The sequence below is a fragment of the Spirosoma oryzae genome, from assembly GCF_003002825.1.
In the GTDB taxonomy this organism is placed as follows: domain Bacteria; phylum Bacteroidota; class Bacteroidia; order Cytophagales; family Spirosomataceae; genus Spirosoma; species Spirosoma oryzae.
Genome location: NZ_PVTE01000004.1, coordinates 319,116 through 338,856 on the forward strand (window position 1 = coordinate 319,116; position 19,741 = coordinate 338,856).

Consider the following 19,741-nt stretch of genomic DNA (forward strand, 5'->3'; position numbering starts at 1 on the left):
TTGGCGCGATTTTGGCCGTTTAAGGATAGTCACAGCCAGGTACGGCTTTGGCCGGAATCAGCACGCTTAGTCAATGACCCACCCCTACTTCGTTTGTAATTTCTTGACTATCAACCATTCTACCCAACAGGGGGCGACATGGGTACTGGTCAGCAAACGACTACTTCTGCTACTGATCGGCCTGCTCATCAGTGCCGGTTTGGGACAGGCCCAGACCCCGGCGGGCCGCCGGGGTGCCGCTGCCCGCCGGCAACAGGCCCAGGCTGACTCAGCCCGCGCGGATGCCCGTCGGCGCGCCCAGTTCCGGGCCGACTCGACCCGGCAGGTGAATCAGAACCGTACCGACAGTCTGCGGGCGCTTCGTTCGGCCAACCGACGCCCGACCGTAAACTGGCCTGACCGCCGGGCAACCCGCTTCTCCGAACGCCCCTCCCGGTCGCCGTTTATTCTGCGTGATCCCAAAGGCGTCTCCACCGATTTTTTGCTCAGCCCCGATGGCCGCGTCGGCGTATCGGAACGTGTTCGAACCGGCGTCTCCTTGTCGGGCGCACCAATGCCTAACAATGTAGCTGGCACTACCATGCCGGGTGTTACCACACCGGGTGGTAGCGCTACCCCAGGCAGTGCAACGCCCGGCAGTGCGACAGCGCCTATCGTCGCACCGGGCACGCTGCCACCGGGTGAACCGCTACCGAGCGTGGCGCTACCACCCGCGCAATTTGGCTTGCCCTTCCGACCAGCCGAAACCGTTCCTTTTTCGACCTACAATCAACTACAGAATCAGCGCGTTGAACGGAACATCTGGCGTGAATACGGTGCCAGCAGCGACGGCCAAAACGCGCTCACGGGTCGGGGCTTATTTCCCAAGCTTGAACTGCCGCCCCTCGTCGACCGGCTGTTCGGCGGCAGCAACGTCGACTTCAAGCCCAACGGCTTTGTCACGCTCGACTTCGGCTACCTCTACCAGTTTATCGACAACCCCGTCATTCCAGTACGGCAGCGTCGGAACGGTAACTTCCTGTTCAACGAACAGATCAGCATCAATTTCAACGGTAAGATCGGTGAGCGGCTGGGTGTACTGGCCAACTTCGATACCAAAGCCGCGTTCAACTTCGAGAACGCGCTAAAGGTCAACTACCGACCCGGTGGTGGCCTGCCTGCCCTCGGTTCGGGTGGCTTACCGGGGGTACCAAACCTGCCCACTGCCCCTACCCTGCCGGGCATGAACGGCCAACTACCAACACCCGGACAATTTCAGCCGCAGAATGAAAGCATCATTCAGGGGCTGGAAGTGGGGAACATCAGCTGGGCGGTCAACAGTCAGCTGATTCCGGGCGTGCAGAACCTGTTCGGGATCAAGACCCAATTGCGCTTCGGTAAACTCAACGCGACAGTCGTAGCCTCGCAGCAACGGTCGCGGAAAAGCGAGATCGTGATTCGGGGTGGCACCTCGAACCGGCCGTTCGAGGTTCGCGCCGATGAATACGACGAAAACCGGCACTTCTTTTTGTCGCAGTTTTTCCGGAGCAACTACGAGCGTTCGCTGAAAACGCTGCCGCAGGTAACCTCGGGCGTAAACGTGACACGGGTCGAAGTGTACGTGACCAACCGGACAAACACGACCGAGACCCTGCGGAACATCGTTGGTTTTCAGGACCTGGGCGAAGGCAACCCATACAGCACGGGCAACCCGAACCTGCAACCGATCAATACCCGGTCGGTAGCCGACAATAACGCCAACGGCCTGTACGCAAAACTAACCGGCAACACCAATGCGCCGTTCCGGCAGGTCGATCAGACGACAGAAGCCCTGGTTACCAATTTTGGCCTGACGAAAGGCACCGACTTCGATTTCCTGCGCGGGGCCAAGCGCCTGACCGACCGCGATTTTAAACTCCAGCCGGAGCTTGGCTACATTTCGCTGATCACCCCCCTGCGGAACGACGAAGTACTGGCCGTTGCGTTTGAATACACCTACCAGGGTCGGCGGTATAAAGTCGGGGAACTGACTGAAGATTACCAGTCTCGTCCGGCGGATGAGGTGCTGGTGTTGAAGTTGTTGAAGTCGGCCACACTGCGCAACAACCTGCAGTTGCCGATGTGGAACCTGATGATGAAAAACATCTATTCCATCAATACAGGGCAGATTTCACGGCAGGGCTTCCAACTGCGGGTAATCTACAAAGACGACCTGACCGGTATCGACAACCCCAACCTGCAGGAAGGCGTACTGCTCCAGAATAAACCGCTGATCCGGGTGTTCGGGCTCGACCGGCTCAACCAGCAGCTCGACGCGCAACCCGACGGCAATTTCGATTACGTCGAGAATATCACCATCAACAGTACGCTGGGGAAGGTCATCTTTCCGGTTCTCGAACCGTTCGGCTCCTACCTGAACAGTCAGTTTACGACGACCGAAACGAACCTGAAAGCTAAGTATGTCTTCGATCAGCTATACCGCACCACCCTGGCCGACGCCCGGCAGATCGCGGATAAAAACAAGTTTTTCCTGAAGGGTGCCTTCCAGTCGGGTAACGGTACCGAAGTACCCCTGCCGTATGGCGTCAATGAGCAGTCGATTACCGTTACAGCGGGTGGCGTACCCCTGTCCCCCGGTACCGACTACGTGTACGAAAGTCAGACGGGCCGGCTGCGGATTGTCAATGAAAGCGTGGTGAACTCCGGCCGCGAGATTCGCATTGGCTACGAACAGCCCGATCTGTTTCAGAATCAGATCAGAACGCTGATCGGTACACGGCTCGATTACGCGATCAACCGCGACATCAGCATCGGTCTGACCGCCATGCACATGAAGGAAACTCCCGCCGGCTTCCTGACCCGCGTGGCCCTGGGCAATGAGCCGGTCAACAACACGATTCTGGGTATCAATGCCAACATCCGCAAGGACATTCCCAGCCTGACCCGCCTGCTCGATAAGCTGCCTAATGTGCAGACCAAGGAAATGTCGACCATTCAGGCAACGGGCGAAGTGGCGCAGTTGCTGCCAGGTACCAACCCACGAGCCCGCAACGAAAGCTACCTTGACGATTTTGAAGCCGCCCGGACCATTTTCGACCTGACCCGCCAACCAACCCGCTGGCGGCTGGGTAGTACACCACAGCAGTTCCCACAGGGCTCGTTCCAGAACCCCCTTGAGTCGGCGTACCGACGCGCCCGCATCTCGGTGTATTCGGTCGATCCGTCGCTGTACACGCCCGGTCAGGTGGGGGTAGCGTCGAACATCGATCCGGAGGAGGTGAACAAGTACGCTTACGAACGCTATTTTCTGCCGCAGGAACTGTTTCCGGGTCGGTCGGTGCGGGTGGTGAACTTGCCCGAAAGTATTCTCGACGTATCATACTTCCCATCGGAGCGGGGCATGTACAATTACAACCCTAATCTAAATTCCGATGGTACGCTCCAGGAGCCTACTCAGAATTTTGGGGCCGTAACCCGCGCCATTGCATCTGACATAGACTTCGACAACGCCAACATCGAGAACCTGACATTCTGGTTGATGGACCCCTTTGTGGATGGTGAATACGGAAAAGTTCGGTGGAGTGCCGACCCCGCTAAAAACATTAATAATAAAAATGGCGGAAAGTTGATTTTCAATCTCGGAGACGTCTCTGAAGATGTAATGAAAGACAGTCGTTACGAATTTGAAAACGGTTATCCCATCGATAGCATACCCGATTCGCGGATTAATGGTGGTACCGACAATACAGCCTGGGGCCGCGCACCTCGGCAGCAGTTCGTCACCAATGCCTTTCAGAGTGGCGGTCGTGATCAGCAGGATATTGGTCTCGACGGACTGGGCAGCCGCGTCACCAATGGCGAACAGCAGAAATTTAGCGACTACTTACGCCAAGTGGCGATCGTTGTTAAGGATACCAGTGCTTTGTCAGCTATTCGAAACGATCCCTCCGGTGACGATTTTAAATTTTATTTGGGCGAAGAAGCGGATCGGGCGCGGTACATCGTGGCGCGGTACAAGTACTTCATGGGTATGGAGAACAACTCGCCCGAAAACAATTCGACTAGCCAGTTTCTGACACCGGCTTCAACAACGCTTCCTGACATTGAAGACCTTAACATCGATAATACAATTAACGATACCGAAGCGTATTACGAATACGAAATCGATTTACAAAAAGGGAAACTCGATGTAGGTCGAAAATACATTGTCGATAAAATAACGGTACCGAACTCTGTCGCGGGCGGGACACCGGTTACCTGGTATCAGTTCCGAATTCCGATTCGCGAGTACCTGCGAAAAGTGGGAAATATCAACGGTTTCAAGTCGATCCGGTTCATGCGTATGTACCTCACGGGCTTTGCCGAACCGGTCGTGCTGCGCTTCGCCCAGTTGCAGATGGAAGCCAATCAGTACCGCAAATACACTGGCGACCTGAATCAGCGCGGCTTGCAGGAAGTCCCCGAACCGTACGATGCTCAGTTCACTGTATCGACGGTAAACATCGAAGAAAATAGTAGTCAGTCAACCACAGCCGTATCGGGCACAACGCCAGCGAACAACGAAAACAAGTATACCTACACGGTACCGCCGGGCTACGTGCGTGACCGCGACTTCACGCAGGTCAATCAGGTTGAACTAAACGAGCAGTCGATGCGGATGAGCGTGGTCAACCTGCGCGATGGCGATTCACGGGGTGCCTTCCGTAATACGAATTTCAACCTGCTGTTTCGTAACTCGCTGCGTATGTTCATCCACATGCACAACCCGACCAACACCAGCGGGCAGGTGTCGGCCTTTGTGCGGCTGGGTACCGACTACACCGACAACTATTACGAGATCGAAGTCCCGAATCTACAGGCGACCCCGGGTGGCCTGACGGGTGATGCTAATGACGAGAACTTCCGCCTTCAGGTATGGCCCGAAGCCAACAACCTCGACATTGCCTTCGAGGAACTGGTCAACCTGAAAGCCCAGCGTAACCTGCAATTGACCCGCCGAACGGGTCTCCCCTTCTCGGCACTATCGGCCAATGGGCGCTACAACATAACAGTGGTAGGTAATCCTGATTTAAGCTCGGTTCAGTCGGTGATGATCGGGGTGCGTAACCCGAAACAACAGAACGACGGCGAACGGGCCGAAACGTTTACGATCTGGGTCGATGAGATGCGGGCCTACGGCTACGATCAGCACGCGGGGATGGCCGCCATTGCCGCTGTCAACATGAAACTGGCCGACTTGGGCACGCTGACGGCATCGGGCCGGATACAGACGTTTGGCTTTGGGGGGGTACAAACCCGCATCGGCGACCGGGCACTGGAAACCACGACCGAATTTAGCGTGGCGTCGGGGCTGGCATTAGGCCGGTTCCTGCCGAGCAAATGGGGCATTCAGATACCGGTGTATGTCAACTACGACCACCGAAACGTAACGCCCCATTTCGATCCGCTCGATCCCGACGTACCGCTGCAAACCTCACTGGCAACCCGCGCGGAGTCGGAACGCAGCGGGTACAACATGCTGGTGCAGGACAACACCACCCGGCGCGGGTATAACTTCACGAACGTGCGGAAGATCAAGACGAACGCCAATGCCAAAGCGCATTTCTGGGACGTTGAGAACTTCGCGCTGAGCTACGCCTTCAACGACGTCAAGCGGACGAATATCCTGACGCAGGAATACGTGCAGCAGCAGAACCGGGGCGGTATTTCGTACACCTTCGCCGGTCAGCCACGAGCCATCGAGCCGTTCCGCAACAAAGCCTCGTTCGAAGCGCCGTACCTGCGCTGGCTGAAAGATTTTAACCTGACCCCCCTGCCCTCGCTGGTATCGCTGCGTACCGATCTGGACCGGAGTTTTATCAAAACCCAGCTCCGCAACTCCGACCTGACGACGGAAGGCATTCTGCCCCAGTACGAAAAATACTTCCTGTTCAACCGCTACTACGACCTGACCTGGAACCTGACGCGGAGCCTGATCGTGACCTACAAAGCGCAGGCAAACGCCATCGTTGATGAACCAGCGGGCGACATCGACACGCAGGCCAAACGGGACTCGATGATGCGGAGTCTGCGGCACTTCGGTCGACTGAAAAACTTTGTGCAGGACATCCGAGCAACCTACCGGCTTCCCCTCGACAAAATTCCGCTGCTTGACTGGATGTCGGCCGACGCGGTATACGGCATGGGCTATCAGTTCCAGGCGAACTCGTACGGCATTGTCGATTCACTGAACGTGCCGTTCGGCAACATTCTGCGCAACAACCGCGAGCGGGGTATCAACGGCCGCGTCGACCTCATCCGGCTGTACAATAAAATTCGCTACCTGCGCTTTGCCAACACCCCCGCGCCGGTCCGGAAAAACTTTGCCCGTAACCCCGGCGACATTGAAGAAATCGAGCGGGGCGAAAGCAAGGTGCTGAAAAACTTCACCCGTGCGCTGCTTACCGTTCGTGGTATCAATTTCTCATATACGATACAGGAGTCGACCATTCTGCCGGGCTTCCTGCCCACCCCCCGCTTCTTCGGGCTCGACCGCAACGGAGCGCCCGGACTCGGTTTTGTGCTGGGCGGACAGGACCGTAATATTGCCTACAAAGCCGCCGACAAGGGCTGGCTGTCGCCTAGTACGGTGCAGAACACGGCCTTTCAACAAAACCTGTCGCGCAACTTCAACGCCCGAACTACGCTCGAACCGTTCAAGGATTTCCGCATGCAGGTCGAATGGCGACTTAGCCGGACCGATGCCTATCAGGAGTATTTCCGCCCGGCTTCCATCGGCGGTCCCTTCGAGACGCAGACCCCCGTACGCAACGGTCAGTTTTCGATGTCGTTCTGGTCGTTCCGTACCGCCTTCACAGGCCTGCGGAAAGATAATACTTCGCCAATATTCGACGAGTTTGCCAGGAATCGGGACTATTTCCTGACACGACTCACGCAAACAAACCCGGAAACGCGGGGCAAATACGACAAGAACTCACAGGACGTACTGATTCCGTCGTTCTTCGCAGCCTACAGCGGTCAGCCGAAAGAAAAGGCGCAGATTTCGCCATTCTACAGCTTCCCGCTACCCAACTGGCGCGTCGATTACAACGGACTGTCGGGGCTACCACTGATCCGTAATAAGTTCAGCGCCTTCACCATCACGCACAGCTACACGTCGAATTACAGCGTGGGTAACTTTATCTCGAACCTCGACTACGGTGCAGCTTTCGTAAACCTGTCGGTGCAGGGCTATCCACTGGCGTCGGCGGTCAACCAGTTGGGGCAGTACGTGCCGGTGTTCGCGATGAGTACGATCACGATGTCGGAGAAGTTTGCGCCGATGCTGGGCGTACAGTTTCAGACCAAGAGTCGGGTGAGCGGGCGGCTGGAATACAACCAAAGCCGCGACGTAGCGCTGAACCTGTCTAACGCGCAGGTGGCCGAACTGACCAACAAAGATCTGACGGCATCGGTTGGTTTTACCCGGCAGAACGTTCGAATTCCGTTCCGCATCAATGGTGCGTACAAGAAGCTGAAAAACGACCTGACGTTCTCGATGAACCTGACGCTGCGCGATACCCGCGCCATTCAGCGCAAACTCGACGCCGAACAAACCATCACGGCCGGTAACGTAAACTTCCAGCTTCGTCCGCAGGTAAGCTACATCGTCAGCCGCCGACTCAACCTGAACTTCTACTTCGACCGTACGTTCAACGATCCGCTGGTATCGAACTCGTTCCGTCGGGCAACCACGGCGGGCGGTATTCAGGTGAAGTTCAACCTGGCTGAATAGCTACAGCGCCGTCAGTTTCGTGTTGTAGCGATTCCAGATTTCGCTGGCCGGGATAAACAACTCGAACCGGGTTCCCCGCTGACTATCGACGCTGATCGTACCGCCTAGCTGCCGGCTTAGCGACACGATCAGGCGGTGTCCGAAGGAGTTACCCCGGCCCCACAACTGGGTGTCGATACCCGGCCCGTTGTCCTGCACAATGAGTCGGAGTGCGAGTTGCCCTTCGGTGTCGGCTCCGTCGTTGACCGTACCAAAATTGATTAGCAGATAGGGTCGTTCGACGCTGTGATAAGCATATTTGAACGCGTTTGTCAGCAGTTCGTTCAGGATCAGACCAACCGGGATGGCAACGTCGACGTCCAGTTGCAAGGGCATTACGTTGCGCTCAAGATCGACCGCGTCCGGCGTAAAATCGTAAGCCCGCATCAGTTCATGAGCCAGTTCACCGATATAGTCCTGCATATTCAGGCGGCTTACATCGGTCCCCTGATAAAGCCGGTGGTGAATCAGAGCCATAGCTTCTACCCGCAACTGCCCATCAAGTACGGCCTGCGCAGCGCCTTTATCCTGTAACCGGCTCGATTGCAGCCGTAGCAGGCTGGAAATGATGCTGAGGTTATTCTTCACCCGGTGGTGTAACTCCTGCATCAGCGTTTTCAGCTGGTCGGCCTGTTTGCTGATCTGTGCATTGTTCTCCGAAACGACCCGGTTGGTGTCGGCCAGTTGCGCGTTGGTTTTGCGAATAATCCGGTACTGACCATACAGAATACCGACCAATAGCAGGAGCAATGCGGTACCGCCGACCAATGCCCAGAGCTGGTGTTTTTGTCGCTCGTTATCGGTAGCCAGTTGACTGATACGGGCCTGCTTCTGCGCCGTCTGATACCGCGTTTCGGCGTCGATCAGTTGCTTACTTTTCTCCGCTGTCTGCACGCTGTCCCGAAATAGCGCGTACTGCCGATGATACGCCAGTGCCTGCCTGTAGTCTCCTTCTTTTTCGGCGATACGGGTCAGCACATCGTATGCCTCTTTATGAATGTTGATTGGTTCGCTGGAATGCGGGGCTCGTTCCAGTCCCAGTTTCGCATATCGCTTCGCTTCTGCCAACCGATTGAGCAGCAATAACGTGTTGGGCAGGTTAATATACACGTGATCTTTAATGGCGGGCTCATTCACTTTATCGGCCCATCGCAGACACTCCCGGTAGGCCCGCTCTGATTCGTTCAGCTGACCCGCATTTTTCTGGGTGATTGCCCGGTTGAGCAACAGTACGTGGTACCCCCAGTCGTCGTTGATCTGTTTGTATAACTGAAGCGCCTTCGCACTATAGGCCAGTGATTCAGCCCGGTGCGCCGGATTGTCGTTGAAGTTGGCCAAATTGGACAGTGCGTCCGCTTCGGCCTCAACCAGTCGATACCGTCGTGCTTCTGCCAGCCCCGCCTGATAGTACTTACCCCGGTTGACTTCGTCGCCTATGCGTTCGTAGATATGCCCAATCATCACCAGAAGCGCCGATATTTCCTCGTGGTTATTCGCCCGTCGTTGCAGGGTGATAGCCCGCTGGAAGTACGTTAGCGCCCTGGCGTATTCCTCCCGCTGCTTCGCTACATAGCCCAGCGACCGGTATACCTTACCCAGCACACCAGGCTTGCCATTCTGCGTAGCCAGTTCCAGCGCCCGCTGCATAACCGAATCAGCCGTGTCGAACTGCCCCTGGTCAACAAATCGATCCGCGAATCGGCGGCAGGTTTTTATCTGTACGGTGTCGGGTCTTGCCCTGATCGAGTCCAGCACCACCCGCGCCGATTGCGCCCGCAACAACGACGCCTGAGCAACAAGGAGTAAAGCAACAAGTAAACGTATGCCCTTCATCAGTTTAGGAAAAGGCGCAAAAGTACTGAAAGTTAGGCAGTCACGTCAGCCACACTACTAAGCGGCAAACGGTGGCCCGGTGGCAGGCTCGGAATGACAGACGATCAACGAGCTTCGTTGCCAGGCTACCAAACGTTCATACACCAACTCGTTCGGCAACGGGTCAATGGTCGCAACAGAATGGGGCTACTCATTGCAAATACGGGTTCAGATGTCGTATTTTGCGGCCATAAATCACGTACCCGAAATGAATTTCCCCGCAGAACTGAAATACACGCAGGATCATGAGTGGATTCGGCTGGAAGAAGACGGAACGGCCGTCGTAGGCATCACTGATTTTGCGCAGCACGAACTGGGCGACATCGTTTTTGTCGACGTATCGTCGGTTGGTCAATCGCTGGCACAGGGCGATGTGTTTGGCTCGGTCGAAGCCGTTAAAACCGTATCGGACCTTTTTCTGCCCATCGACGGGGAGATTCTGGAGCTGAACAGCGCAGTCGAGAAAAAGCCCGAACTGCTCAACAGCGATCCGTACGGCGACGGATGGATCATCAAGATCAAACCAGCCAATACAGATTTCGATGCACTGCTGAGCGTCGACGCCTATCAGGAACTGGTGGGTGCCTGATCGTTCTAGTACATACCGGAAAAAAAGGCTCCATCAGGCACCATGCCGGGGAGCCTTTTTTTTGTAAAACGTAACGACCAACTTTCTTCATGAACCTACTGATTCGCGCGGCACAGATCGTCGATGCAACGTCGGCCCACGATGGGCAGCGTTGCGACCTGCTGATAGAAAACGGCCTGATTCGTCAAATCGGCACCGACATACCGGCCCCCGACGGTACACGGGTTGTCGAAGCCGATAATCTGCACGTATCGCCGGGCTGGATCGATATGCGGGTGCTGGCGCAGGACCCCGGCTTCGAGCACAAGGAAGACCTGACGAGCGTGTGCCGAACCGCGACAGCCGGGGGCTTTACCGACATCGTACTGCTGCCGAACACGCAACCCGTCGTCGATGCCAAAGGACCGCTGGGCTACGTACAACGGATGAGCACCGGGCAACCCGTTCGGATTCATGCAATGGCTGCGATTACCAAGGGAGCGGCCGGGGTCGATTTTACCGATATGATCGATTTGCACCATGCCGGAGCCGTCGCGTTTTCCGATGGTACGCATCCGCTGCAAAACCCAGATCTGCTGTTGAAGACGCTGCAATACCTGCAACCCATTGGCGGCCTGCTGATCAATCAGCCCGAAGAAACGACGCTGACCCACTACGGACAGATGCACGAAGGGGTGCAGAGTACGCTGCTGGGGATGAAGGGCATTCCCGCGCTGGCGGAAGAGATTATGGTCGAACGGGATCTGCGCTTACTGGCTTACGTGCTGGAAGGCGACACGCAATCCACCGACGCGCCGATGCTGCACTTTTCGACCCTGTCGTCGGCCCGGTCGGTCGACCTGATCCGGCAGGCAAAGACGCAGGGCTTACCCGTCAGCTGCGACGTAGCCGTGCATCAACTGGTTTTCAATGACACGGCCCTGGCGAGTTTCGACACCAATCTGAAAGTCAGACCCCCCTTCCGGTCAGCCGCTGACGTCGACGCACTTTGGGCGGGGCTGGCCGACGGTACGATCGATGCGATCGTTTCGGACCATACGCCACAGGATGCGGAAAGCAAGAACCTTGAATTTGACATGGCCGAGTTCGGCATCATCGGACTCGAAACCGTCTTTGCCGCGCTGATGACGCACAACCGCGCCCTGCCCCTGTCGGTACTCGTTGACCGGCTATCGACGCGCCCCCGGCAGATTCTCCGCCTGCCCGCGCTGCGATTAGCGGAAGGTGAACCGGCCATGCTGACGCTGTTCGACCCTACGCAATCGTGGACATACGACAAGACACTGTCGAAATCGCACAACTCGCCGTTTCTGGGTAAAACCCTCACCGGGCGAGTGGTAGGCACCGTGGTCGGCACGACGTTTACTGTGTAAGAAGGTAAGGCTCAGGGCTGTTGCGGCACCATCGTCCCTTTCTTCGGTACGGTACGTTATTTCTCAGCTGCGCCCGGCTTGACAGCCTCCGTAAACGTTGACCATAGACTTTTGAACAAAATACGATGAACGGCTTTCTCTCTTATTTCAACCATCCGCTGCTGAAGTTTCCGCTGCTGGCCGGTCTGGCCACCGGCGTTCTTTGCTTCCTTTATTTCCTGGCGCTGTACGCACTGGGCGTTCCTCCGCTGGGCAATATCCGCGTGCTCGATTTTGGCATCGTCATCATTATGATGGTCGCCACGGTCTGGTACTACCGCAAATACGTGGGGCACGGCATGATGCACCTTTGGGAGGGCATCACAATCTGTTATGTGCTGAATACGATAGCGGCCCTGATAACGGGCTGGCTCATTTATTTTTTCGTGACGGTTGTCAGTCCCGACGTGTTTGCCGAGTACGTTGCCAACTCCAAACAGCTACTGCTGGACAGCAAAAAGCAGCTGACCGATCAGTTCGGGCCGGAGACCTTCAACCAACAGTGGCAGAAAATCAGTACCATGACACCGGGGGTATTACTTCCCGACGAGATGACAAAGAAAACCGCTCTGGCTGTGTTGCCGGTACTGATTATTTCGTTGATATTTCGCAAACAGGATTACGGTGTTTTTCGACAGCCGTAACCTGCTTTTCCATCACTTACCGATGCTTCCCTAAACGCGTCTTTGGGCGCAAACACCATGAACGAACAACCTTCTTCGGCCCGCCTTGCCCTGAAATGGGGTGGAATTCTCGGCCTTGTCCTGATTCTGATTACGCTTATCATGTACATGACCACGCCGGTGGGTAACGCTGGTTTTTCGGCCTTGACGATCGTGGCGATGGTCGCCTTTATATCGCTGGCACTGGTCGAATACCGCCGGACAAACGAAGGTTTCATCACGTACGGTGAAGGCATGGGCATCGGCGCATTGCTGTCAGCGGTGGCGGGCCTACTGTCGTCGGCCTTTATTACGTTTTATAACGTCGTCATCGACCCAACGATTCAGCAGCGCGCTACGGAAGCAGCCCGCGAACAGCTGGAAAAGCAAAACATGAGCGACGAGCAGATTGAGCAGGCGATGGAGATGGCGCAGAAATTTCAGGCACCGGGCTTCGTCTTCGTGGCGCAGGTATTTGGCACCATCATCATGGGCGTACTGCTGACGCTGATCGTAGCCGCTATCGTTCGTCGTAACCGCCCCGTCTTTTAATCCGGCGCGTCGCTCAATGACGCGCCTTTCTCTGTGTTTCCCGTGCTGGCTATTTTTCGGAAAGAAGTCAATCAGTTTTTCTCGTCGCCCATTGCCTACATCATCATGGCCGTTTTTTTGACGGCGATCGGGCTGATGCTATGGGTATTTCCGGAAACGAGTCTGCTGGAAGCGGGCTATGCGGACCTGTCGGCCTTTTTCAGTCTGACGCCCTATGTATTGCTGTTTCTGGTGCCGGCCATCACCATGCGTACCATTGCCGACGAAGTCCGAACGGGCACGCTCGAATGGCTGCTGACCAAACCCGTCAGCCGGTGGGCTATCGTTGGGGGTAAGTTTCTGGCCTGCTGGCTGCTGGTGGGGATCACACTGCTGCCCACGCTGTTGTATTATGTCACCCTTTACCAGCTTGGCTCGCCCATCGGCAATATTGATTCGGCAGGGGTGTTTGGTGCGTATACGGGCTTGCTGCTGCTCGCGGGGGTGTTCGTCGCCATTGGCCTGTGGGCATCGTCGCTTAATGACAATCAGGTCGTCGCCTTCGTACTGGGGGTATTTCTTTGCTTTCTGCTTTACATCGGGCTGGGCGCGATAGCCGGGCTATCGGTGCTGGGCGGATTGAGCTACTACGTGGCTTACTTCGCACTCGACGAACAATACCGGGCGCTGGGTCGTGGTCTGATCGATTCCCGCAATGTTATTTACCTGCTTAGCCTCATCGTTTTCTTTTTGTGGCTAACCGTTGGCCGATTGAAAGCTGCGGTGTAACAATCAGTAGTCGCTGACAAAATCGGCCGTCATACCAACTATACCATGAATCTGAAAACGCTGATCCTGACGGCTGCTATTGCCTGGACAATCATCATGTTTATCGGCTGTTCACTACCGGGCGAGGACGTACCGGAATCGATTTCGAACCGCGACAAGCTCACGCACATCGCCATCTTTGCCGCCTTCGGCTTTCTCTGGCGACTCAACGGGCAGAGCGTCGTAAAGGTGTTGCTGGCGGGTATCCTGTACGGTGCCCTGATCGAAGTCTGGCAAGCCGTAATGCCCATCAACCGGTCGGGTGATCTGGCCGACGCCATCGCCGATACGGTCGGTGTCTGCGTTGGTATCCTACTAGCGCTGCCCGTTGGCCGGTACCTGGAGAAGCGGTTTGATCTGTGACGATCAGGCTGGCGTCGGCTGGTGAGCGGGCATAGACATGTCAGTTTTGGGGAGTATTACCTGCGCCAAAACTGGCCGGCGCGCCGAACTCTACCGGATGTTTTCGGTTGTAACCCATAGTGTTGCGTTAAAAAGAACGAAGGGCTGGTCACCCGTTCGGGAAAATTTCCCAATTTGAGACCCACTAACCATTGATTTTTATGCACATTGGATTTGTTGGCCTGGGCAAGATGGGGTTCAACCTCGTCAAAAACCTGATCCGTCATGGTCATACCGTAGTCGGCTACGACGTCAACCGGACATTGGTTGATTCCATCAAAGAACAGGGCGCACAGGGTGCCTACACCTTACAGGAGTTGTACGATGCTCTGCCCGAAAAGCGGATATTGTGGCTGATGATTCCAGCCGGTCCGCTGATCGACAAGGTCATTGAAGAGTTACTGGGCGTTATCAAAGCGGGCGATACCCTCATCGACGGTGGTAATTCGCATTACAAAGATTCGATCCGTCGGCACGATTACCTGAAAGAAAAAGGGATCGGCTACCTCGACTGCGGTACGAGTGGCGGTATGAGTGGTGCTCTGAACGGAGCCTGCACCATGGTTGGCGGTGATCCCGACGTAATCGCACCACTGCACGAGGTATTCACGCAGATCTCCGTTGAAAACGGCTACCTCTACACCGGACCGTCGGGGAGCGGCCACTTTGTCAAGATGGTACACAACGGGATTGAGTACGGCATGATGCAGTCGATTGCCGAAGGCTTCGAGGTACTGGACAAGAGCGAGTTCCCCATCGATTTTGAAGCGGTCGCCAAGATGTGGAGCCACGGATCGGTAATTCGCGGCTGGCTGATGGAACTCACCCAGAACGCATTCAGCAAAGATCCCAAGCTGGACGAAATCAAAGGGCGGATGTTCTCGTCGGGCGAAGGTAAATGGACGCTGGAAGCAGCCCTCGACATGGGTGTTCCAACGCCCGTTATCGCGCTGTCGCTGATGATGCGCTACCGGTCTCTTCAGGACGACACGTTCACCGGAAAAGTGGTCGCTGCACTGCGCAACGAATTTGGCGGCCACGCCGTCGAGAAAAAATAATTTTTTTTATTCAACGGATTCGCTTCAAATAGTAAGAACTTGCGTTCGGAGCGAATTCCCTTGCGAATCATTTAGTGGCTTATATCGGGCACCGGATCAAATCTATTCCGATTTGTTTCGTTGTACTCATAAGCACCTGTTGACAGCCGGCGGATTGTTTGACATCCGCCGGCTTTTTATTTTTTAACCCCCTCCTCCTCTACCGTAGTTGCATGAAGACCCTTGGCCCCATCAACGACCCTACATTCGTAGAAAAAACGTATTCACGATTCGACCGGGCGCTGCTGACACTGATTAAAGATGAGCGCGATCTGCCCTTTGCTTACCTGGCGATAAAAATTACACTGACGCTGATCCCACTAGCCGTGTTGTTGTTCATGCCGTTTGTCACGGGCGCTCTATGGTGGGGTATCGCAGCCGTTCATTTTTACATCAGCAATTTCGTGTTCAAGGGCCCGTTTGGGCTGATGCTTCACTGCACGAGCCACCGGCAGTTTTTCAAATCCGAACACGACTGGCTGAACAAGTACATTCCGTGGATACTGGCTCCGTTTTTCGGCCACTCGCCCGAAACGTACTACAGCCACCACATCGGCATGCACCATTCGGAAAACAACCTTGAAGATGATGAAAGCAGTACGATGACCTATCAGCGGGATAGCCTGCGCAGCTTCCTGGCTTATTTCGGACAGTTTCTGCTGCTAGGGGTTCACGAACTGGTCGGCTACCTGCACTGGAAAAACCGCAGCAAACTGGCCAAACGCGCGATGTTCGGCGAGCTGTTCTTTTTTGCCTTCTGTATCGCCCTGTGCTTCGTGAATTGGCCCGCTGCCGTTGCGGTATTCATTCTGCCCATGTTTATTTACCGCCTGATCGCCATGCTCGGCAACTGGACACAGCACGCCTTTGTGTGTAGCGAAGATCCCGGCAACGCCTACAAAAACAGCATTACGTGCATCAACGTAAAATACAACAAGAAGTGCTGGAACGACGGCTACCACATCAGTCACCATATCCGCCCGGCCATGCACTGGACCGAGCACCCTATCTTTTTCCAGAAAACCATCGATAAGTACGCGCAGCATAAGGCCGTGATCTTCGACGGACTGGATTTCCTACAGATTTTTTTCCTGCTGATGCGTCGTCGCTACGACCGGCTGGCCCAGCATATGGTCAATGTCAACGGCGCGTTTGCCGACGAACAGGAAGCCATCGACCTGCTTCGCAGCCGTACGCAGCGCATTCCGCTGGCCGTAGCCGAACCTGTAGCGGCATAGTGCTCGATACTCAGAAAAACATCGGATTGAAATCCGGCGCAATCATAGATGGATTTCATCTTGCGCCGGGTTTCAACCCGGTGTTTTTGTTTTCTAACTATTTCTACCGTCGATGCGGGCTTCGATAATGCGCTGAATATCGGCGGGGACGTTGGACAAAAAGTCGTACCCAGTGCGTTTCTCCAGTGCGTCGACACTCGTCAGGTACGCCTGCCACGGTTTGTCAGCGGCCGATGGTTCGTTCGGAATACCAACGGCGATGACCCGCGTATTGCTGTTGATCCGGTTCAGATCGTCGGTACCGACTGGTAAGACAACGATAATTTTCCAGAGCAATGCCGGCACCGTAATCTTCCCGTTGGCAATCGTGTTGGCGGCCCCGTTCTGGCCAGTACCCCCCGTTCCATTCGGCCCGGCAATGATATAGACTTCATTCCCGCCGTCGATCAGCTTACGCTCAAACTCTTCCAGCAGCCGCCAAACCTCCCGATTATGCCGGGGTGATTGTGGCACGATGTTGGATAAAAAGAAGGTGGTAGCGTTATCGCTGGCTGATCCATCCCGATCGTCGGACGGGCAAAGATGCCCCCGGTCGAAGCCGGTATTTGTGTAGTCGGACGTGCGAATGATGGGCCAGTCGGCCGGGAGCAGCGGGTCGGGCCTGAATTCGTTGGCTCGCTGGGCACTTCCTTTCCAGGCCTGACTCAGATGCCAGCTTACCCAGTTGGCAATGCCCCGCTGTCGGTTGTAGGACAACGCGTAAGTAGTTCGCCGGATTAGGAAATTATCGGGTCCTTCGGGCCGACCAGCCATAGGATTGCCCAGGGCCAGATTATCGTCGCGGGTAGGCTCCGTACTAACGGTTGGCGGAACCTGCACCTGCGGCAATACCGGCCGCCGACAGCCGTTGATAAACAGGCTAATTGAAAGAAAAAAGAGAATTGTTTTTTTCATACGAAAACGCTGAATTGATTTTACTGTCATTCCTGATGACCTTTACGTAGGAAAATAAGTCCCACACCGCTACCGCTAAAACTGATCTGAAACAGACGCTTTTCTGCTCTCATGTCCAAAAAAAAGCCCGCTGGTAACCCAACCGACCGACCCAGCACCGACCGGACGAACCGGCCCGCCGTTCCCAAGCCATCGACGCCAGCGGCTACCCGCCCCGCCGATGCCGCTGTTCGGCAGCCAACCCGCCCGGTATCGTCCACACCAACGACCGCCAAATCCGATCTGCCCATCGACGCTCGCCCTTACGTCTGGTGGCCCGTCGCTGTATTAGCCGCGCTGGGTGTCTTGCTGTACGCCAACACGTTTGGCCATCAGTACGCTCTCGACGACATTGCCGCCATTGAACAAAACCTGTTCGTACGTAAAGGTATCGCTGGTATTCCGGATCTGATGCGTACGGAGTTCTGGCACTTCAGCAATATTTCGCTGGGGTACTACCGCCCGCTTTCACTGATTACGTTTGCGCTGGAACAGGAATTTTTCGGCACGGCACCCGGTATTAGTCACGCGATCAACGCGGTGTTGTACGGCTTGACCGGTGCTGTCATCGCGATATTATTGCAGAAGTGGCTCCCCGGCCAAACGATTATCGCTTTTCTGATCGGGCTGGTATTCATTGCCCACCCCCTGCATACCGAGATCGTTGCCAACATCAAAGGGCGCGACGAAATCCTGAGTTTTCTGTTCATCTCGCTGATGCTGCTCAGCTACTGGCGTTATCTGGAAACGGCGGAGTGGGGCTGGATCGTTGGTTCGTGTACCTCCCTGTATCTGGCCTTCCTGTCCAAAGAATCGTCGGTGGTCAGTCTCGCCCTGATTCCGGGTATGCAGTACTGGTTTGCCCGGCGCAACGTCTGGCAATCGCTTATCAGCCTGTGGCCGTTCCTGATCGTAGCCGCCCTTTTCTTCTATCAAAAACAGAAAATGATTGGTACGCTCAGCGGTAACCCACCCGTCGATTGGGCGAACTACCCATATGCCATCGAAAAAACGCAGAAGTCGACAACGTTTAAATTTCTGATGTACTACATCCGGTTGCTGATTCTGCCGCACCCGCTGGTGTACGATTATTCGTACAACATCATTCCCTCCGGCAGTAAAGGCGATTTATTGACCTGGGCCGGGTTTGTCTCGCTGATCGTGCTAGTCTGGCTAACCTGGAAAGGATTCATCAAACGCACACTCTGGGGCTTTGGCCTGTTCTGGTTCTTCGTAACCATGATGCCGGGTCTGGGCTTCATCTGGGCACGGGGCGGGATCTTCGCCGAACGGTTTTTGTACGCAGCCGTGATGGGCTTCGCCTTCGTTTTCGTCTGGGCGGCCCAGAAACTGCTGATCCGCCAACCGGCTACCGATGAGTCTGCCGACGCATCACCCCGGCCGGCCCTGGCTCGCTACACCCCGTTGCTCGCGCTGATGGCGGTTGTGGCCGGCCTGTATTCGTTCAAAACCGTCGACCGGAACCGCGACTGGGAAAACAACTTCGTGCTGTTTAACTCGGCACTACCCGCAGCCGAAAACAGCTGTCAGGTGCAGCGCCACGTAGCCAACGAATGGATTCAGAAGGGGTTGAAAGATCGTGCTGTACTGGATTCAGTATCCGCGAAACTACCAAAGCTGAAGCAACCCGATTCACTACGGCGGGCGCAGGTAGCGCTCGACACCGCGCAGAAATGGGCGAACATCCACGGCCGCTGGGCACTCGATCACCTACAGGAATCGACCCGGATTTATCCGAACTTCGGCGAAGCATACTTCTCGATGGCGTATGTCTTCCAGAAAATTATACCAAACGTCGACTCGGCCAAGTATTACTATAAGCAGACGATCCGCGCGGCCAACGCGTACGCACCAGCCTACAACAACCTGGGCGTAATCTATCAAACGGAGGGCTTTACCAACAACGACCGGCGTAAGCTGGAACTGGCCTCTTACTACTACAACCGGTCGATGATCGTCAACCCGGCTTACGTTGACGGACTCAACAACCGAAATAACCTGATGAAAGCAACGGGTATAAACGTGCAGGCGCTGCCCGACTCGGTGCTGACCCGTTATTAATCCACCGGTAACTTGCCTGAAATCGCCGTGCTGCTCCGCAGTTACGGCGATTTTTTTATTCATATGAATAATTTATCATTCGTTTTGTATCTGTGAAGCATGAATTGGCTAATCTTTTGCTAACCCCGAATACTAGTACCGTTCGTATAGACAAGACAGCCTCTTCAACACCGCGATGCTCAACGAAACACTATCACTTTACACGAATCGCTGTGCGTTTCATACCGGGCAGTGCTCGGCACC

Annotated in this window: 12 protein-coding genes; 10 read left to right on the forward strand and 2 right to left on the reverse strand. The window is 55.4% G+C overall.

All coding sequences use genetic code 11. The features are described from left to right. Positions 1–73 precede the first annotated feature (73 nt). Positions 74–7,753 carry a T9SS outer membrane translocon Sov/SprA gene (gene sov, locus CLV58_RS06495; RefSeq protein ID WP_106136967.1) on the forward strand — a complete coding sequence of 2,560 codons (7,680 nt, stop codon included), beginning with the start codon at positions 74–76 and terminating at the stop codon, positions 7,751–7,753. On the opposite strand, the gene CLV58_RS06500 is transcribed toward sov, so the two are convergent. After that, positions 7,754–9,625, reverse strand: a complete 1,872-nt coding sequence (locus CLV58_RS06500) for a sensor histidine kinase (RefSeq protein WP_106136968.1) — start codon at positions 9,623–9,625, stop codon at positions 7,754–7,756. Positions 9,626–9,872: 247 nt separating this feature from the next. Between CLV58_RS06500 and gcvH the strand changes: the two genes are divergently transcribed. From gcvH to CLV58_RS06540, 8 genes are all read left to right on the forward strand, one after another. Continuing rightward, positions 9,873–10,253, forward strand: coding sequence for a glycine cleavage system protein GcvH (gene gcvH, locus CLV58_RS06505; RefSeq protein WP_106137014.1), 381 nt, complete (start codon positions 9,873–9,875; stop codon positions 10,251–10,253). Positions 10,254–10,342: 89 nt separating this feature from the next. Beyond that, on the forward strand, positions 10,343–11,626 hold the full coding sequence (locus CLV58_RS06510; RefSeq protein WP_106136969.1) for a dihydroorotase: 1,284 nt from the start codon (positions 10,343–10,345) through the stop codon (positions 11,624–11,626). A gap of 125 nt (positions 11,627–11,751) precedes the next feature. Further along, entirely contained in the window at positions 11,752–12,309 is a 558-nt protein-coding gene (locus CLV58_RS06515; RefSeq protein ID WP_106136970.1) for a DUF4199 domain-containing protein, read from the forward strand. A gap of 57 nt (positions 12,310–12,366) precedes the next feature. Further along, entirely contained in the window at positions 12,367–12,879 is a 513-nt protein-coding gene (locus tag CLV58_RS06520) for a DUF4199 domain-containing protein (RefSeq protein ID WP_106136971.1), read from the forward strand. Positions 12,880–12,921: 42 nt separating this feature from the next. Further along, on the forward strand, positions 12,922–13,647 hold the full coding sequence (gldF, locus tag CLV58_RS06525) for a gliding motility-associated ABC transporter permease subunit GldF (protein ID WP_106137015.1): 726 nt from the start codon (positions 12,922–12,924) through the stop codon (positions 13,645–13,647). Between the two features lie 45 nt (positions 13,648–13,692). Then, a complete protein-coding gene (locus CLV58_RS06530; protein WP_106136972.1) occupies positions 13,693–14,049 on the forward strand; it encodes a VanZ family protein in 357 nt (118 codons plus the stop codon). Positions 14,050–14,249: 200 nt separating this feature from the next. Then, positions 14,250–15,146 (forward strand): phosphogluconate dehydrogenase (NAD(+)-dependent, decarboxylating), encoded by an 897-nt coding sequence (gene gnd / locus CLV58_RS06535; RefSeq protein ID WP_106136973.1) that lies wholly within the window; start codon positions 14,250–14,252, stop codon positions 15,144–15,146. Positions 15,147–15,358: 212 nt separating this feature from the next. Continuing rightward, positions 15,359–16,423, forward strand: a complete 1,065-nt coding sequence (locus tag CLV58_RS06540; protein ID WP_106136974.1) for a fatty acid desaturase family protein — start codon at positions 15,359–15,361, stop codon at positions 16,421–16,423. A 93-nt stretch (positions 16,424–16,516) separates the two neighbouring features. Here the strand turns inward: CLV58_RS06540 and CLV58_RS06545 are convergent, their stop codons facing one another. Continuing rightward, entirely contained in the window at positions 16,517–17,377 is an 861-nt protein-coding gene (locus tag CLV58_RS06545) for a DNA/RNA non-specific endonuclease (RefSeq protein ID WP_245882241.1), read from the reverse strand. 111 nt (positions 17,378–17,488) lie between these two features. Between CLV58_RS06545 and CLV58_RS06550 the strand changes: the two genes are divergently transcribed. Next, positions 17,489–19,498, forward strand: coding sequence for a tetratricopeptide repeat protein (locus tag CLV58_RS06550; RefSeq protein ID WP_245882242.1), 2,010 nt, complete (start codon positions 17,489–17,491; stop codon positions 19,496–19,498). Positions 19,499–19,741: the final 243 nt, after the last annotated feature.

Bases quoted from the DNA above. Each gene is read 5' to 3' on its own strand.
- sov (WP_106136967.1), top strand. From the start codon at position 74: ATGACCCACCCCTACTTCGTTTGTAATTTCTTGACTATCAACCATTCT.
- CLV58_RS06500 (WP_106136968.1), bottom strand. From the start codon at position 9,625: ATGAAGGGCATACGTTTACTTGTTGCTTTACTCCTTGTTGCTCAGGCG.
- gcvH (WP_106137014.1), top strand. From the start codon at position 9,873: ATGAATTTCCCCGCAGAACTGAAATACACGCAGGATCATGAGTGGATT.
- CLV58_RS06510 (WP_106136969.1), top strand. From the start codon at position 10,343: ATGAACCTACTGATTCGCGCGGCACAGATCGTCGATGCAACGTCGGCC.
- CLV58_RS06515 (WP_106136970.1), top strand. From the start codon at position 11,752: ATGAACGGCTTTCTCTCTTATTTCAACCATCCGCTGCTGAAGTTTCCG.
- CLV58_RS06520 (WP_106136971.1), top strand. From the start codon at position 12,367: ATGAACGAACAACCTTCTTCGGCCCGCCTTGCCCTGAAATGGGGTGGA.
- CLV58_RS06530 (WP_106136972.1), top strand. From the start codon at position 13,693: ATGAATCTGAAAACGCTGATCCTGACGGCTGCTATTGCCTGGACAATC.
- gnd (WP_106136973.1), top strand. From the start codon at position 14,250: ATGCACATTGGATTTGTTGGCCTGGGCAAGATGGGGTTCAACCTCGTC.
- CLV58_RS06540 (WP_106136974.1), top strand. From the start codon at position 15,359: ATGAAGACCCTTGGCCCCATCAACGACCCTACATTCGTAGAAAAAACG.
- CLV58_RS06545 (WP_245882241.1), bottom strand. From the start codon at position 17,377: ATGAAAAAAACAATTCTCTTTTTTCTTTCAATTAGCCTGTTTATCAAC.
- CLV58_RS06550 (WP_245882242.1), top strand. From the start codon at position 17,489: ATGTCCAAAAAAAAGCCCGCTGGTAACCCAACCGACCGACCCAGCACC.